The organism is Nitrospirillum iridis (assembly GCF_014205765.1).
GTDB lineage: Bacteria > Pseudomonadota > Alphaproteobacteria > Azospirillales > Azospirillaceae > Nitrospirillum > Nitrospirillum iridis.
This window is the reverse complement of record NZ_JACIIZ010000005.1, coordinates 104,287-120,793: the sequence shown is the minus strand read 5'-3', so window position 1 is coordinate 120,793 and position 16,507 is coordinate 104,287. Positions and strand designations below refer to the sequence as shown.

Below are 16,507 nucleotides of genomic sequence, written 5' to 3'. Positions count from 1 at the left end.
GCCTATCCTTTCAGGGGTGGGCGCTTGACGCGCGCCTTGGTGGCCGTCTTCCGGGTCAGCCGGGCGCGGCCGCCCTTGGCCTCGCTTTGGCCGCCCGCCAGCCACGGCGAGTCGTCGGTATCCTCGCCCAGCAGGGCGAAGACCATGCTGCCGGAGATGCGGTCCGCCTCCACCAGGCGGACCTTCACCACCGTACCCAGGCGATAGACGCGGCCCCAGCGGCGGCCCACCAACTGATGGTTGCCCTCGTCGTGGTCGTAGAAATCGTCCGGCAGGGTGGAAATGGGCACCAGGCCGTCGGCCCCGGTCTCATCCAGGGTGACGAACAGGCCGAAGCGGGTGACACCGCCGATGCGGCCGGTGAAGGTGCCGCCGATCCGGTCCGACAGATATGCGGCGACATAGCGGTCCAGGGCGTCGCGCTCCGCCGTGGCGGCCCGCCGCTCCGTCAGCGAGATGTGCTCGCCCACCTGCACCAGGCGGGACGCTTCCTCCTCGTCCAGCCCGCCCGGCCCCAGGCCATAGGATTTCACCAGGGCGCGGTGGACCACCAGATCGGCATAGCGGCGGATGGGGGAGGTGAAATGGGCGTAGCGCGGCAGGGCCAGGCCGAAATGGCCGATATTCTCCGGCTGGTACAGCGCCTGGGATTGGCTGCGCAGGATGACGGTGTTCACCAGGTTGGCTTCCGGCGTGTCCGCCGCCTTGGCCAGGATGCGGGTGAACAGGATGGGCTTTAGCACCTGGCCCTTGGCCAGGGTGTAGCCGAGCGAGCCCAGGAACTGGCGCAGCGCCTCCAGCTTGTCCTGCGCCGGCTCCGCATGCACGCGGTACAGGCACGGGCTGTGCTTGGCTTCCAGGGCTTCCGCCGCCGCCACGTTGGCGGCGATCATGAATTCCTCGATCAGGCGGTGGCTGTCCAGGCGCGGGCGCACGCCGATGCTCTGGATGGTGCCCGCCTCGTCCAGCTTCACCAGCCGTTCCGGCAGGTCCAGCTCCAGCGTGCCGCGGGCGTCGCGGGCCTTTTGCAGCACGGCGAAGGCGCCATACAGGGGGCCGATCACCCGTTCCATCAGCGGGCCGGTCAGTTCATCCGGTTCGCCGTCGCGGGCCTTCTGCACCTGGGTGTAGGTCAGGCGGGCGGCGGAGCGCATGAGGCCGCGCACGAAGCGATGGCGCTTCAGCCGGCCCTGGCCGTCGATCCACATATGGACCGCCAGGCAGGCGCGGTTGACCTCGGGCTTCAGCGAACACAGCTCGTTCGACAGCGCCTCGGGCAGCATGGGCACGACGCGGTCGGGGAAATAGACGCTGTTGCCCCGGTCGAAGGCGTTGCGGTCCAGCGCCATGCCCGGCCGGACATAGAAGCTGACGTCGGCGATGGCCACCAGCAGGTGCCAGCCGCCGGGGTTGTTGGGATCGGTGTCCGGTTCGGCGAACACGGCATCGTCGAAATCGCGGGCGTCCTCGCCGTCGATGGTCACCAGGGGGATGTCGCGCAGGTCTGTGCGCCCCTCCACCGTCGGTTCCGGTGCGGCTTCCGCTTCCTCCACCGCCGCCTTGGCGAACTGGGTGGGGATGCTGTGCTGGGCGATGGCGATCAGGCTGACGGCCCGTGGCTCATCGATGCTGCCCAGCCGTTCCACCACCCGCACCTGCTTCAGGCCCAGGCGGGAGGAGGGCAGCAGTTCGGCCACCACCAGTTCGCCGGGCTGCGCGCCCTCGGCATTGGCGTCGGCCACGGCGAACTCCGCCTTGGCGCGGCGGTCCACCGGCCTCAGGCGGCCGCCATCGCGGGCGCGGTCATAGATGCCGACGATACGGGTGGTCGCGCCACTGTCCAGCTTGCGCAGGGTGCGGCCTTCGTAGACGTCCTCGCCATCCTGTTGCTGGGCCTGCCGCGACAGGCGGGCCAGCACGCGGTCGCCCACGGCCAAGGCCGGGTGGCCGCGCTTTTCCGCCGCCATGTAGATGCGCGGCGGCGGGGCCTCATGCGCCCAACTGGTGGGGCGGGCCAGCACCTCGCCATCGGGGGTGACCTCGGCCACGATCAGCACCGCCACTTCGGGCAGGGCCGCCGGCACGCCAACGCGGCGGCCCTCGCCCTTTTCGATGCTGCCCTCGGTCTCCAGATCCTTCAGCAGGTCCTTCAGGACGATGCGGCCGTCGCCCGTGATGTTGAAGGCGCGCGCGATCTCCCGCTTGCCCACAGGCACCGGGCTGGACTGGATATAGTCCAGAATCTCCTCCCGCGAGGGAAAAGGGGCGTCCGCCGCCCGGCGGGCCGGCACCGGCCTGGGCGTCGGCCGCCGGGGGCCTTCCGGGCGCTTCGGCATGGTATGGTGTGTCCTTAACTGTGAGGTCGGCGGGCTCAGTCGCCCGCCGCCACCTTCTTCGCACTCGCGGACTTCGTGGCCGGCTTCTTGGCGGCGGGGGCCTTCTTCGGCGCGGCGGCCTTCTTTTCCGCTGTCGCCTTGGTGGTCGCTGCCTTCGCCGGCGCCTTCTTGGCGGCGGCCTTCTTCGGCTTCTCCTCACCGTCAGCCGCGGCGGCGGCCGGCTTCTTGCCGCTGTCCTTGGCCGCCTTGGCCGCCAGCAATTCCACCGCCTGTTCCAGGGTGATGGTGTCGGCGTTGATGGCCTTGGGAATGCTGGCGAACAGCTTCAGGTGCTTCACATAGGGGCCGAAGCGCCCGCTGCCCAGGGTGATGGGCTTGCCGTCCTTGGGGTGGTTGCCCAGGTCGCGGCCCGCCACCGTCTTGCGCGCGGTGATGCCGGCCAGCAGCACCACGGCCCGGTTCAGGCCGATGGTCAGCACGTCGTCGTCCGGCGTCAGGTTCTTGTACGCGTCGCCATGCTTCAGATAGGGGCCGAAGCGGCCGATACCGGCCGTGATATCCTGCCCCGTCTCCGGGTGCGGACCCAGGCTGCGCGGCAGGGCCAGCAGGCGCAGGGCGATGTCCAGGTCGACGTCCTGCGGGTTCAGGGCCCGGGGCAGGGAGACGCGCTTGGGTTTGGGCTCATCCGGCGCGCCCGTCTGGACATAGACGCCGTAGGGCCCGCGCTTCATGGCCACGGGATAGCCCGTCTCCGGATCATTGCCCAGTTCCCGGTCGGCGTTGCCTTCCTCGCCCCCCTCGACGCTCAGGGGCCGGGTGTATTTGCAGTCCGGGTAGTTGGCGCAGCCGATGAAGGCGCCGTTCTTGCCCAGCTTCAGCGACAGCCGGCCGTCACCGCAGACGGGACAGACGCGCGGGTCGCGCCCGCCTTCCGCCGGGGCGGGGAAGAAGTGCGGGCCCAGCGCCTCATCCAGGGCGTCCAGCACCTGGGTGATGGTCAGGTCCTTTGTCCCCTCCACCGCGGCGGAGAAGGCCTGCCAGAACTCCCGCAGCACCGACTTCCAGTCGATGCGGCCGCCGGAGATGTCGTCCAGCTTGGATTCCAGGTCGGCGGTGAAGCCGTACTCGACATAACGGTTGAAGAAGTTTTCCAGGAAGGTCGTGACCAGGCGGCCACGGTCCTCCGGCTCGAACCGGCGCTTTTCCAGGCGGACATAGTTCCGGTCCTGCAGCACCTGCAGGATGCTGGCGTAGGTGGATGGCCGGCCGATGCCCAGCTCCTCCATCTTCTTCACCAGGCTGGCCTCGGTATAGCGCGGCGGCGGCTGGGTGAAATGCTGGTCGGACTTGACCTCGCCCTTCGCCAGGTCGTCGCCGTCCTTCATGGCCGGCAGGCGGGTGTCCTTCTCCTCATCATCGCCGGCGTCATCGCGGTCTTCCTGATAGACCTTGAGGAAACCGTCGAAGGTGAGGATGGAGCCGGTGGCGCGGAACTGCGCCTCCCCCTTGGGCGAGGTGATGTCGGCTGACACCTGGTCCAGCTCGGCGCTGGCCATCTGGCAGGCGATGGTGCGCTTCCACACCAGCTCGTACAGCCGCAGCTCATCCTTGTCGAGGAAGCGGCTCAGCTGATCGGCCTTGCGGAACATGTCCGTGGGGCGGATGGCCTCGTGCGCTTCCTGCGCGTTCTTGGCGCTGGACTTGTAGACGCGCGGGGCGTTGGGCAGATAGCTGTTGCCATAGGCGGAGGAGATCAGGCGGCGGGCGCCGTCGATGGCCTCGTTCGACAGCTGCACGCCGTCGGTACGCATATAGGTGATCAGGCCCACCGTCTCACCGCCGATGTCCACGCCCTCATACAGCTTCTGGGCGATGCGCATGGTCTTGGTGGCGCCGAAGCCCAGCTTGCGGCTGGCCTCCTGCTGCAGGGTGGAGGTGGTGAAGGGCGGGAAGGGGTTGCGGCGCACCTGGCGCCGTTCCACGCTGCGCACCGCGAAGGACAGCGGGCGGATGACCGCCAGCGCCGCGTCGGCGTCGCCCTTGTTGCCCAGGGTGAACTTGTCCAGCTTCTTGCCGTTCAGGCCCACCAGGCGGGCGGTGAAGGGCGCGCCGGCCGGGGTGCGGAACTCCCCATCGATGGTCCAGTATTCCTGCGGGCGGAAGGCCTCGATCTCCGACTCCCGCTCGCAGATCAGGCGCAGGGCCACCGACTGCACGCGGCCGGCCGAGCGTGAGCCCGGCAGCTTGCGCCACAGCACCGGCGACAGGGTGAAGCCCACCAGATAATCCAGCGCGCGGCGCGCCAGGTAGGCGTCGACCAGTTCCTGGTGCACCTCGCGCGGATGGGCGATGGCGTCCAGGACGGCGCTCTTGGTGATCTCGTTGAAGGTGACGCGCTTCACGTCCACCTTGCTGCTGATGCGCTTTTCATCCAGCAGCTGCTTGACGTGCCAGGCGATCGCCTCCCCCTCGCGATCCGGGTCGGTTGCGAGGTAGATGCGGGTGGCGCCCCGGGCGGCCTTGGTGATGTCGTCGATATGGCGTTTGGAGCGGTCGCCCAGCTCCCACTCCATGGAGAAATCTTCTTCCGGCTTCACCGACCCGTCGCGGGCCGGCAGATCCCGCACGTGTCCGTAGCTGGCGAGAACGGTGTAATCGTCGCCCAGGTACTTGTTGATGGTCTTCGCCTTGGCCGGCGACTCGACGATGACGACATTGCTGCCCGACAAGGGGACCCCGCACTGCAAATAGGTGGCGACGCTATCCAGAACCCGTGGCGTGGGCCTCTGATCCTAGGGGACTGGTCCTAGGCCAGGCTGACGCGGCCGCCGGGATGGCGGTGCAAACGGCCCGCCAGTTCCAGTTCCAGCAGGATGGTCAGCACCACCGCCGCAGACAATTGGCAGTCCCGGACAATTTCGTCAATGTGTACCGGGGTGGGGCTTAAGCACAGGGTGACGCGGGGCCGGGCCGCCTCCACCTCCTTTTCCCCGGGATCGGCCCGGGGCGGGACCGGTCCGCCAGCGGGGGGCGGGGCGTTCAAGGCGGCCATTCCCGAGGGGCCCAGATAGGCCAGGATGTCCTCCGCCGTCTCCACCAGGACGGCTCCATCCTTCAGCAAGCGGTTGCAGCCCTGGGCCCGCGGGTCCAGCGGCGACCCTGGCACGGCGAACAGGTCGCGCCCCTGTTCCAGCGCCAGGCGGGCGGTGATCAGCGACCCGGATTTCAGCGCCGCCTCCACCACCAGCACACCGCGCGCCAGGCCGGAGATCAGGCGGTTGCGCCGGGGGAAATGGCGGGCCTGCGGTTCCGTCCCCGGCGGCGATTCGGCCACCAGGGCGCCCTGGTCAGCGATGCGGCGGTGCAATTCCGCGTTTTCCGGCGGGTAGATGACGTCAACGCCGCCCGCCAGGGCCGCGACGGTGCTGCGGTGCAGCGCCGCCTCATGCGCCGCCGTGTCGATGCCGCGCGCCAGGCCGGAGACGATGGTCAGCCCGGCCTCCGCCAGGTCGCGGGCGATGCTGGTGGCCAGCTTGCGCCCGGTCAGCGAGGCGTTGCGGGCCCCCACCACGGCGATGGCCGGGCGGCTGAGGTGGGCGGGGTCGCCCAGCACGGTGATCACCGGCGGCGCGTCCTCGATGGCGGCCAACTGGGCGGGATAATCAGGCTCGCACCAGCACAGCAGGCGGGCGCCCAGGCGGTCCAGCGCCGCCAGCTCCCGCTCCGCCGCGGTGCGGGGCGCGATGCTCAAGGGCCGGTCGCGCCCGCCCCGCCGGGCCAGATCCGGCAGGGCCTCCAGCGCCGCCGCCGGGCCGCCGAACCGCTCCATCAGCCGGTGGAAGGTGATGGGCCCCACCGACTCCGTGCGCGTCAGGCGCAGCCAGTCCAGGCGCTCGGTGGGGGAAAGGACGCGGCCCCGGCTGTTCAATTCGGCTGTTCCGGAATCTTGAAGCCCAGATAGGTGCCGGCGCTGATGCCCAGCACGCCCAGGGTATAGGGGTCGAAGTCCGGCATCTTGCGGTGGACCACCGTCTCGATCACGAACAGCACACCTAGCACCACCGTCCACACCGCCGTCTGGAAGCGGTGCAGGCTGATGCCGTTGGCGTCCGTCAGGATATCGTGGACGAAGTCGCGGGACGCCAGCTGGCGGGCCAGGGTGTCGCGGGTGGCGGTCAGGGCGGTCAGGTCGGCGGGCGGGGTCGCCGGATCGGCGATCTGTGTCAGCACCGATTGATAGGCCGCCAGAATGGGGTTGGTCTTGTTCTGCTCCACCATCGCGGCGCCCATGGCGGTGCCGGTGCCCAGGCCCATCAGGCACAGAGCCTGGCCGGTCAGGGTGTCCAGCTCCCCCGTCACCAGGAACAGGTAAAGATAGGCCGCCAGCACGATGACGAACCACCAGGCCATCTGGCTTTGCGCCAGGCTGAAGGCGCGGCGCAAGGGCCTGCCGGTGGCGCTGGTGACGCCGGCGAAGGTGGACGGCGTGTTGTCGCGCAGCATATCGGTGGACATCGACAACCACAGCAGGGCGGCGGTGACCGCCACCAGCATCAACACGCTGCCCACCGCCAGGGTCTTCTGGCTTTCCGGTAATGCTCGCCAGGCGGCGGACAGGCGGGGCTGTGGCGCGCCGGGACCTGGGTCGACCAGAATAGTGGTGCGCGGGCTGGTGATGATGGATGACGCCGCCGGCGTGGCGCTGGCGGACGTCTCCGTCACCGCCCCCGGGGGCGCTGTTAGGGGGGGCGCCGTCTGCGCCTGGGCATCGGCGGTGCTCGCCATCATGTGAACCCCGGCGCCCAGCAGCGCCAGCAACGCGGTCACCAGGAATACCTTGCGCACCCTATCCTCCCCCAGCCCAGGACGGGAAATCTAACGCGGCACACCTATTGAGGGAATGATCAAACGGCGGAGCGCAGCAAAGTGGTGGCGCGTGCCTCGCTTCCGGGAATACCTTCGAAACCGCCACTTGATTCCACGAAAGGCATCTGATGCCGGTCATCTCCCGTCTTGCCCTGTTGGCCGCGGCCTTGGTGCTAGTATGTGCACCTCTGGGCGCCCGAGCTGCCCTCGACGCGGCTGACGGCCCCAGTTTCAACTGTGCTGCGGCATCTACGACAGTGGAAAAGGCCATCTGCGGCAATGCCAAGCTTTCGGCCCTGGACCGGCAGATGAATGAAACCTACCAGCAAGCCGTGCAAACGGCCGGTTCCGTGGCTGGTCCCTGGAAGGAAGCGATCACCTTTACGCAGCGGATTTGGTTGAGCCGGCGTGGCGAATGCTTCCTCGGATCCAGCCATGATGCGCCGGACGCGGAGGGTGTGGTTTGTCTTGGCAAGGCCTACGAGGATCAAGCGCAGCGGGTGGCGCTCATCGGTGATTCGCTACGCAAAAGTCAGCAAAACGCCTTGCTGCGGCGACAGAACCACGTCATCGAACGGCCAGGTGATGTGGAAAAAGACCTGTGGCTCCTGCCCGAGCAACTGTTGCGGGGCGCGTTTTCGGGCATGCTGGCGGCGCCGAAGGCCGCTGAGGGGCTTTTTCGCTTGTTCCAGACCACGGAAGCCAAGCTGGGCTTGGCCGTCGTGCTGCGGGTGACGGCTTCTGACCCTAAGGCCCACGATGCGGAAATCCGCCAGCTGTTGGCCAAGGTTTCCGAGGCGAAGGACGAGGAGAACGTCGCTTATTTCTCCCCTAAGCCGGAAGACTACGACGGAACCATCGGCAGCTTGGTCATCTTCATGCGGGCGGCCGCCGGGCAGGCGGAGTTCCCCTGCGAAATGTACGAACGTCATCCGGAACTGATCAACGCCATGGGAGCGGAGTTCGGCAGTTCGCGGGATGCTTTCTTGCCATATGCCGCGTGCGAGGCCCGCGCCTACGCCTTGCCGGGTAGCGTTGCCGAGCTGGTACAAGCACTATCCGCGTTCGACGGGGGGGCCTTCGACCGGTGTACGGGGACCATGCGGTCCATGTATGGCCGGAATTTCTATGTGGCGAACGTGGTGATGCAGATCGCCCCGCGCCGATTGCTGGCTGAAGCCGCTGATCCGGAGGAGGCCAAGAACCCTGATCACGATTTGAAGATCATGCCTCTGTTGGCGTGGTCCTATGACAGCCCTTGGAACCACCAGAAGTTCCAGGCGATCCGAGACTTATTCCTCAAGGCCAGGGCGGATTTGGCGGCGGGTTATCGCACTCGCTACGGCCTGACGGCGGACGAGGCTTTGCTGGCGGCTCACGTCGGCCTCAACAACCGCTTCGACTGGACGCTGCGCGGAAGGCCGAACCCTTTGCGAGCCGCCATTATGGAGGCGGACGCCAAGCCGTCGCTGGCCGAGGTGCTGGCGGCCGGCCCGTTGCCGCAGGTCGTGGACGCCGAACCGCTGCTGTCCCTGGCCGTGGCGCGACCGGCATCCATTGTTCCCCTCTTGGCGGCGGGTGCCCCGGTGGACGCCGTCAGCCCCATCGGCAAGACGCCCCTGATGACAGCGGCGCAGTTCAACGCCCTGGAAGCGGTGCAGGGCTTGCTGAAAGCCAAGGCGGCGGTGAACCTGCGCAGCCTGGCGCCGGACCAGATCGATGGCAATGATCCTCCGAGTGAGGACAACATGCTGTCCGCCTGCGGCACCTACGCCATCGCTCATGGCCAACGCACGGCGCTGATGTATGCGGCGGCCAATGCTGGCCTGCCGGTGATCAAGGCGCTGCTGGTCGCCGGTGCCGACACCGCCTTGAGAGACAGCACGGGGCAGACGGCGCTGGACTATCTGGAGGGCCGGGGCCCGGTGCCGGCCAACCCTGTGTTGACGGGAGCCGACTTGGCCATGGCGCGCTCGCTGCTCACCCCCCACGGACGCTGACGGTCGCCGACGTATAAGCCATCGCCGTCGCGCCGGGCTGATATACGAAGGTAAACTTTTCAGTTAACCTTCGTATCCGCTAACCTCCCTGGCATGAACGATCCCTTGGACAAGTCCGACGCGGGCGACCCGGATGCCCCGGCCGTCATGGCCACGGCGGTTGAGTTGCGCGTGGTGCTGGGCCAGCTGCGCCGGCGCCTGCGCGAACAAGCCAGCCCGGGCGACTTGACACCCTCGCAGGTGGCCGTGCTGCGCCGGCTGGACAACGGCCCGGCCACGGTGACGGCCCTGGCCAAGGCGGAGGGGGTGCGTTCGCAATCCCTGGGCGCCACCGTCGGGACCTTGGAGGTGGCCGGCCTGGTGGCGGGCAGCCCCGACCCGGCCGATGGCCGCCAGACGCTGTGGGACCTGACCCCCGCTTGCCGTGAGTGGCTGCGGGTTGGTCGTGCCGCGCGGGAGGACTGGTTGTTCCGCACCATGCGCGCCCGCCTGACGCCCGATGAGCGGGCGGACCTGGGCCGCGCGGTCGACCTTCTGAAACGTCTGGTCGCCGACTGACGTCTGTCATTCTTGAGGAGCCCGGCCATGGCCGTCACCACCCTGGACCCCCGCACCGCGCTGATCGTCATCGACCTGCAGAAGGGCCTGCTGGCCATGCCGGGCCAGCCGCCGCTGGGCGGCGTGGTGCGCAACGCCGCCGATTTGGCCGCCGCCTTTCGCCGCCGTGGCCTGCCGGTGGTGCTGGTCACCGTGACCGGCGGCGCGCCGGGGCGGACGGAGCAGGGGCGCGTCCCCCGCGACCTGCCGCCGGACTGGACCGAGCTGATCCCTGAATTGGATGCCCAGCCCGGCGACCACCGCGTCGCCAAGCGCACCTGGGGCGCCTTTCCCCATACCGACCTGGACGCTTACCTTAAGGACCAAGGCGTGACCCAGGTGGTGGTGGCCGGCGTGTCCACCAGCGCCGGCGTGGAATCCACGGCGCGCGAGGCGCATGCGCTGGGCTATCACGTCACACTGGCGGTGGACGCCATGGCCGATCGTGAGGCCGAAACCCACCATCACAGTGTCACCCGCATCTTTCCCCGCCTGGGGGAGACGGGCGCCACGGCTGACATCCTGTCCTTGCTGGACGGGGCATCATGACCGCGTCCGCCCCGCCTGCCTCCACCGGCACCTTCCGGTCCCTGGCCAACCGGAATTTCCGCCTGTGGTCCGCCGGCGGCATCGTCTCAAACGTGGGCACCTGGATGCAGCGCACGGCGCAGGACTGGCTGGTGCTGACGGAACTGGCGCATGTCAACGGCGCCTCCGCCGTCGGCATTGTCATGGCCTTGCAGTTCGGACCCCTGGCCCTGCTGCTGCCCTTCAGCGGCTTCGCCGCCGACTATCTCGACCGGCGGCGCCTGCTGTTCTTCACCCAGGCCGCCTCCGGCCTGCTGGCGCTGGGCCTGGGCCTGCTGACCGTGCTGGGCCTGGTGCAGCTGTGGCATGTCTACATCTTCGCCTTCCTGCTGGGCTGTGTGGCGGCTTTCGACGCGCCCGCCCGCCAGACCTTCATTGGTGAGCTGGTGGGGGAGGCGGATCTGGCCAACGCGGTGGCGCTCAACTCCACCTCCTTCAACGCGGCGCGCATGATCGGGCCGGCGGTGGCCGGCGTGCTGATCGCGGCGGTGGGCACGGGCTGGGTGTTCCTGATCAACGCCGCGTCCTTCGTCGCCGTCCTGGGCTCCCTCTTTTTCCTGCGGGTGGCGGATTTCCATCCCCGCACGCGGGCGGTGCGCAGCCGGGGCAGCTTCGTCGAGGGCTTCCGCTATGTCTGGGGGCGGCCGGATTTGCGGGCCGTGCTGCTGATGTTGTTCCTCATCGGCACCTTCGGCCTGAACTTCCCCATCTTCATTTCCACCATGTCGGTGCACGCCTTCCACGCGGGTGCCGGGGAGTACGGCGTGCTCAGCTCCACCATGGCCGTCGGCTCCGTCGCCGGAGCCCTGCTGGCGGCCAAGCGGGCGACACCCACCGTGCCCCTGCTCCTGGGTGCCGCCCTGCTGTTCGGGGTGGGGTGCGCCCTGGCCGCGGTCATGCCCACCACCTGGGCGTTCGGCGCCCTGCTGGTGGTCGTCGGCGTGGCGGCGCAGACCTTCACCACCTCCACCAACAGCCTGGTGCAGCTTTCCACCGACAGCGCCATGCGCGGCCGGGTGGTGGCGCTGCTGCTGGCCATCGCCGTGGGTGGCACCCCCCTGGGCGCGCCCATCGTCGGCTGGGTGGCCGACATGGCCGGCCCGCGCTGGTCCCTGGGCCTGGGCGCCGCGTCAGGCTTCGTCGCGGCGCTGGTGGGAGTGCGCCACTTGGTCAAGCACACCGGATGGCGGCCTTGGGGCGGGGTTAAAACCGCAGCGTGAACACTGTCCCGCCCCCTTCCACCGGGGCGGCGGAGATGCTTCCGTTGTGGGCCAGCATGATCTGGCGGGCGAGCGGCAGGCCGATGCCGCTGCCCTCGCGCTTGGTGGTGTAGAAGGGCACGAAGATCTTGTCGGCCACGTCGGGCGGGATGCCGGGGCCGTTGTCGCGCACCAGCAGGTTCAGGTGCCCGGTCACGTCCAGGTGGCCCGCCAGGGTGATGGCGGGCGGTCGTGTGGCCGTGTCGCCGGCCTTCGCCTCATCCAGGGCCTCCACCGCGTTCTTCACCAGGTTGATCAGCACCTGGTCGATCAGGTCGGGGTCGGCGTTGATCTCCAGCGAGGGGGGCAGCACCACCACCTCCAGCGCCACGCCGTGCTCCGCCATCGCCGGTCCCATCAGCCGCTCCACCCGGCCGAACAGGTCCCGCACCTTCAGCCGCTCCACCTTCGGCCGTGGCATCTGGGTGAAGCGGCGGTAGCGCTCCACGAAGCGCAGCAGGCCGCCGGCGCGGCGGGTGACGGTGTCCATGGCCTCGCCCGCGTCGGCGGCATCCAGCAGCACGGCGGGCGGCAGATCGGGGATGGCTCCAAGCTGGGCGCGCAGGTCGGACAGCAGCGACTGCGCCGTCCCCGCCAGGGAGGAGACGGGCGTCAGCGAGTTCATCATCTCATGCGTCAGCACCCGCACCAGATCCGACCAGGCCTTGACCTCCGTCGCCTCCAGTTCCCCGCCGATGTTCTGGAGGGAGATCAACAGGCGGGGGCCGTCGGCCAGGGTCAGCTGGGTGGCCCGCACCGTCAGATGCAGGGGCGTGATGCCGCCCGCCACCTTCAACAGCGCGTTCTGCCCCGGCTCCAGCGCCCGCAACGCCGAGTCCAGGGTGCTGCCGTCCACCAGCCGGCGGTTCAGGTCGTCATGGCCGATCAGGCGGCGGGCGGCGTTGTTCAGCAGGTTGACGCGGCCATCGGGGTGCACCTCCGCCAGGGCCACGGGCACATGCTCCACCACCACGTTCAGATAGTCGGCATGCCGTTCCGCGTCGGCGCGGGTGGCGCGGAACTTGTCGAACACCCCGGCGAAGGCGCGGCCCAATTCCTGGAAGCTGGGTCCCATGGACCGATAGCTGAAACTTTGCGTGAAGTCGGAATGGCTGAGCGCGTTCAGGAAGCGGGCCAGTTCGCGGTTGGTGGTGTTGACCACCCGCACCACGCCGCCGATCTGCACGGCGATCAGCACCCCCACCAGCAACTCGGTGGCGTGATAGTCCGTCGCCTCCAGCAACAGGCCCAGCGCCACGCAGCTGAGGCACAGCAAGGTCACCCGCAGGGTCAGCGCCGTGCTGAACGACGCCTTAAAGACCATGCTTCTCCATCCGGCGGTAGAGGGAGGTGCGGGTGATCCCCAGCTCCGCCGCGGCGTGGCTGATGTTGCCCTGGTGCTTGTCCAGGGCGCGGCGGATCACCTGCGCCTCCACCGTTTCCAGGTCCAGCGTGCCCAAGGTCAAGGCGTTGGCGGTCAAACCATCCTCGCCCGCCGCTGGCGCCATGGCCGCCGGGGACAGGCGGGCCGCCGCGCGGGGGGCGCCGCCGGGGGCGGAGGGCAGGGAGAAATCCTCCGCCTCCAGCACGTCGCCGGCACCCAGGATGATGGCGCGCTCCACCGCGTGGCGCAGGGCGCGGACATTGCCCGGCCAGTGATAGGCTTTCAGCCGCGCCAGGGCGTCGTTGGACAGGCGCCGGGGCGGGATGGCGTATTTGCGGGCGTACAGGCCCATGAAATGCGCCACCAGGGCCGGGATATCCTCCGCCCGGTCGCGCAAGGGCGGCAGGCGCAGCTCCACCGTGTTGATGCGGTACAGCAGATCCTGGCGGAAGGTGTCCGGGCTTTCCAGCTGTTCCACCGGCATGTTGGTGGCGGAGATCAGGCGCACGTCGATCGGGATGGGCCGGTTGCCGCCGACGGGGATGACCACCCGCTGTTCCAGCACCGACAGCAGTTTGCTCTGTTGATAGAGGGGCAGGTTGCCGATCTCATCCAGGAAGAGGGTGCCGCCGTTGGCCGCCACCAGCCGGCCCACGCGGTCCTCCTTGGCGTCGGTGAAGGCGCCCTTCTTGTGGCCGAACAGTTCGCTCTCGAACAAATTCTCGGAGATGGCGCCCAGATCAACGGCCACGAACACCTGGGACGAACGGCGGGAGCGGCGGTGGATCTCGCGGGCGATGACTTCTTTGCCGGTGCCGTTCTCGCCCAGGATCAGGACGTTGGCGTCGGTGGGGGCGGCGCGGTCCACCAGGGTCAGCACCCGGGCCATGGTGGGGCTGCCGCCGATCAGGATCTGCCCCGGCTGGTCCAGCGCCGCCGCCAGTTCCTTGTTGCGGGCGCCCAGCTGCGCCGCCTCCCGCCGCGAGGCGGTCAGGGTCATGGCGCTCATCAGTGTCGCCACCAGCCGCTCGTTCGACCAGGGCTTCAGCACGAAGTCGCAGGCGCCTTGCTTCATCGCCTCCACCGCCGTGCCGACGTCGCCGTAGGCCGTCATCAGGATGACGGACAGCGTCGGGTCGATCTCCAGGACCCGGCGCAGCCATTGGAAGCCCTCGCGCCCCGTGTTGGCGCCGATGGCGAAGTTCATGTCCAGCAGGACGGCGTCGAACGCCTCCTCCTTCAACAGCAGGGGGATGCGGTCGGGCTGGCTTTCGGTATGGACCAGGATGCCTTCGCGTTTCAGCAGCAGGCGGGCGGCGATCAGGATGTCCTGGTCGTCGTCCACCATCAGGATGCGGCCGCTCTTCTGTGTCATCGACTTAAAGTCTCCCACCGTACTGTCCGGAAACGTACACCGCCTGGGCCCTGCGCGCATGTCCGTTCTGCGGTGGCGCCCCCTGGCGGGGCGGGAGTGGCTCCCCTCCAATGACTGAAGCAATCACGACCCCAAGGGAGCGACCGCCATGCCGGCCAAGCAGCACACCTACCGCGTCACCGTCACCTGGACCGGCAACCGCGGCCAGGGCACGGCCGGCTACCGCGCCTATGCCCGCGATCATGAGATCCAGGCGGCGGGCAAGCCGGTCATTCCGGGATCGTCCGATCCCGCCTTCCTGGGTGACGCCACCCGCTACAACCCGGAGGAGATGCTGGTCGCCTCCCTCTCCGCCTGCCACAAGCTGTGGTATCTGCACCTGGCGGCCGAGGCGGGGCTGATCGTCACCGCTTATCAGGACGCGGCCGAGGGCACGATGGTGGAGACGGCGGACGGCAACGGCCATTTCACCCGCGTGGTGCTGCGCCCGCATATCACGCTGGCCGCCGGGGGTGACGCCGCCCTGGCCCAGTCCCTGCACGACAAGGCCCACCATTTCTGTTTCATCGCCAACTCCGTCAACTTCCCGGTGGTGACGGAAGGGACGGTTGTAGTGGATTGACGTGACCCAATCGTTGCCATGGTGGCGACAGCACATGTCACAACTTGTGACATGTGCGTCGTGTACTTAATCGCGCAGTCGTCTTATTCTTCGCTACCTTTGATGCGCGCCAGTGCGTGCCGGGTGGAGGAGATCACGGCATGCGCCTTGGGTACGGATATGCCGCCGCGTTCCACCCGCAATGGCGCTGTCGCTGACCGGGGCGGGCTGAATGCGTGCGCGCTACGATGCCGTGATTCTGGGGGGCGGGCCGGCCGGCCTGGCCACGGCCCTGTCCCTGCGCCGCCAGTGCCCGGACGCCGCGATCCTGGTGGCGGAGGCGGGGCCGGCGGAGCGTCAGGGCGTCGGCGACACCGCGCCGCCCGATCTGCTGCTGCCCTTGGGACAACTGGGCCTGGTCGCCCGTTTCCGCGCCGACGGCCATGCGCCCTGTCCAGGCAGCGCCTCCCTCTGGGGGGGCGGCCGGGTGACGCACGACGACTTCCTCACCCATCCCGTCGGGCCGGCCTGGCGGCTGGACCGCGGCCGCTTCGACGCCATGCTGGTGGATGCGGCCCTGTCCGCCGATGTCAGGGTGGCCTTTGACACCCGCTTCCTTCGGGCGGAACCCATGCCGGGCCTGGGCCACCGGCTGATGATGGAGACGGCGGGCGGGGTCAAGCCGGTGGAAACCCCCTGGGTGGTGGATGCCACCGGAGTCGAGGCGCGCTTCGCCCGTGCCCTGGGGGTGGGGCGCAGGGTGGACGACACCCTCCATGCCTTGCTCGCCTTTCTGCCCGTTTCCGGGAACCTGACCTGGCAAACCCTGCTTGAGGCCACCGCCGGTGGCTGGTGGTACGCGGCCCGCCTGCCCGACGGCCGGGCGGCGGCCATGCTGGTGACCGACGGGGCGGGCCTGCGGGCCCTGCGGACCGATGCCGGGACGCGGTCGACGCAGGCGGCGGGGGAGGCGGCGGCCCGCATGGGGGGGGCGTGGCGAAGGGCGCTGGCCGCCACCCTGCATGTCGGTCCACGGCTGGCTGAGGCCGGTGTCGTCCTGGCGCCGTCGCTCAAGGATGGGGGCGACGGACCGATGCTGCTGCCCATTCAAACCGGCGTGTTGGCGCAGGTGGAGGGGGCTGGCTGGCTGGCCGTGGGCGACGCGGCCGCCAGCTATGACCCCGGCGCGGCGCGGGGCGTCCACAAGGCCCTGGTCGACGGCGTGGATGCCGGCCGGGATGTGGCCCGGGCCCTGGGCGCCAGCCTGCCGCCGCGGCCTTCGCCGCGGGCGGCGGTGGTGGCGGAACGGCATGCGGATCACTGCCGCAACCGCGCCCGCCTCTACGGGCTGGAGACCCGCTGGCCGGATGCCCCCTTCTGGCGGGAACGGCGGCGGCGGGCCGCCTTGGCGCTGGCGGCCATCGGCGTGGTGCCGCCGGTCGCGTGAGCGGGGTGGGGCCTTGCTTCCGTTGGCCCTGGCCAGCGGCTACCATGCCGCCCC

The 16,507-nt window shown here is 69.2% G+C and carries 12 protein-coding genes; 6 read left to right on the top strand and 6 right to left on the bottom strand.

Annotation, left to right across the window (positions count from 1 at the left end):
* Positions 1-2: 2 nt before the first annotated feature.
* From rnr to FHS74_RS10145, 4 genes are all read right to left on the bottom strand, one after another.
* Complete coding sequence (gene rnr, locus FHS74_RS10160) at positions 3-2,336, bottom strand: ribonuclease R (RefSeq protein ID WP_211106215.1); 2,334 nt, start codon at positions 2,334-2,336, stop codon at positions 3-5.
* A gap of 35 nt (positions 2,337-2,371) precedes the next feature.
* Positions 2,372-5,065 (bottom strand): type I DNA topoisomerase, encoded by a 2,694-nt coding sequence (gene topA, locus FHS74_RS10155; RefSeq protein WP_184800048.1) that lies wholly within the window; start codon positions 5,063-5,065, stop codon positions 2,372-2,374.
* Positions 5,066-5,142: 77 nt separating this feature from the next.
* Positions 5,143-6,264, bottom strand: coding sequence for a DNA-processing protein DprA (gene dprA / locus FHS74_RS10150; RefSeq protein WP_246463040.1), 1,122 nt, complete (start codon positions 6,262-6,264; stop codon positions 5,143-5,145).
* Entirely contained in the window at positions 6,261-7,181 is a 921-nt protein-coding gene (locus FHS74_RS10145; RefSeq protein WP_184800046.1) for a hypothetical protein, read from the bottom strand. Before FHS74_RS10145 ends, dprA begins: the two co-directional genes overlap by 4 nt.
* Positions 7,182-7,459: 278 nt before the next feature.
* Between FHS74_RS10145 and FHS74_RS31140 the strand changes: the two genes are divergently transcribed.
* The 4 genes from FHS74_RS31140 (at position 7,460) to FHS74_RS10125 (ending at position 11,607) form a co-directional block, all read left to right on the top strand.
* A complete protein-coding gene (locus tag FHS74_RS31140) occupies positions 7,460-9,202 on the top strand; it encodes a hypothetical protein (RefSeq protein WP_184800044.1) in 1,743 nt (580 codons plus the stop codon).
* A gap of 93 nt (positions 9,203-9,295) precedes the next feature.
* Positions 9,296-9,760 carry a MarR family winged helix-turn-helix transcriptional regulator gene (locus tag FHS74_RS10135; protein WP_184800042.1) on the top strand — a complete coding sequence of 155 codons (465 nt, stop codon included), beginning with the start codon at positions 9,296-9,298 and terminating at the stop codon, positions 9,758-9,760.
* Between the two features lie 27 nt (positions 9,761-9,787).
* Positions 9,788-10,348: an isochorismatase family protein gene (locus FHS74_RS10130; protein WP_184800040.1), complete on the top strand. Its 561-nt coding sequence runs from the start codon at positions 9,788-9,790 to the stop codon at positions 10,346-10,348.
* Positions 10,345-11,607, top strand: a complete 1,263-nt coding sequence (locus FHS74_RS10125; protein ID WP_184800038.1) for an MFS transporter — start codon at positions 10,345-10,347, stop codon at positions 11,605-11,607. The genes FHS74_RS10130 and FHS74_RS10125 overlap by 4 nt, the downstream gene beginning before the upstream one ends.
* Here the strand turns inward: FHS74_RS10125 and FHS74_RS10120 are convergent.
* Positions 11,591-12,970 carry a sensor histidine kinase gene (locus FHS74_RS10120; RefSeq protein ID WP_184800036.1) on the bottom strand — a complete coding sequence of 460 codons (1,380 nt, stop codon included), beginning with the start codon at positions 12,968-12,970 and terminating at the stop codon, positions 11,591-11,593. The two genes, FHS74_RS10125 and FHS74_RS10120, sit on opposite strands and share 17 nt — an antisense overlap.
* A complete protein-coding gene (locus FHS74_RS10115) occupies positions 12,960-14,405 on the bottom strand; it encodes a sigma-54-dependent transcriptional regulator (protein WP_184800035.1) in 1,446 nt (481 codons plus the stop codon). Before FHS74_RS10115 ends, FHS74_RS10120 begins: the two co-directional genes overlap by 11 nt.
* A 148-nt stretch (positions 14,406-14,553) precedes the next feature.
* Between FHS74_RS10115 and FHS74_RS10110 the strand changes: the two genes are divergently transcribed.
* The gene (locus FHS74_RS10110; protein WP_184800032.1) at positions 14,554-15,027 is read left to right on the top strand and encodes an OsmC family protein; all 474 of its coding nucleotides are present in this window, start codon (positions 14,554-14,556) and stop codon (positions 15,025-15,027) included.
* 211 nt (positions 15,028-15,238) lie between these two features.
* Positions 15,239-16,453 carry an FAD-dependent monooxygenase gene (locus FHS74_RS30950; protein ID WP_184800030.1) on the top strand — a complete coding sequence of 405 codons (1,215 nt, stop codon included), beginning with the start codon at positions 15,239-15,241 and terminating at the stop codon, positions 16,451-16,453.
* Positions 16,454-16,507: the final 54 nt, after the last annotated feature.

Coding starts and splice junctions, on each gene's coding strand:
- rnr (WP_211106215.1), bottom strand. CDS start 2,336: ATGCCGAAGCGCCCGGAAGGCCCCCGGCGGCCGACGCCCAGGCCGGTG.
- FHS74_RS10135 (WP_184800042.1), top strand. CDS start 9,296: ATGAACGATCCCTTGGACAAGTCCGACGCGGGCGACCCGGATGCCCCG.
- FHS74_RS10130 (WP_184800040.1), top strand. CDS start 9,788: ATGGCCGTCACCACCCTGGACCCCCGCACCGCGCTGATCGTCATCGAC.
- FHS74_RS10125 (WP_184800038.1), top strand. CDS start 10,345: ATGACCGCGTCCGCCCCGCCTGCCTCCACCGGCACCTTCCGGTCCCTG.
- FHS74_RS10120 (WP_184800036.1), bottom strand. CDS start 12,970: ATGGTCTTTAAGGCGTCGTTCAGCACGGCGCTGACCCTGCGGGTGACC.
- FHS74_RS10115 (WP_184800035.1), bottom strand. CDS start 14,405: ATGACACAGAAGAGCGGCCGCATCCTGATGGTGGACGACGACCAGGAC.
- FHS74_RS10110 (WP_184800032.1), top strand. CDS start 14,554: ATGCCGGCCAAGCAGCACACCTACCGCGTCACCGTCACCTGGACCGGC.
- FHS74_RS30950 (WP_184800030.1), top strand. CDS start 15,239: ATGCGTGCGCGCTACGATGCCGTGATTCTGGGGGGCGGGCCGGCCGGC.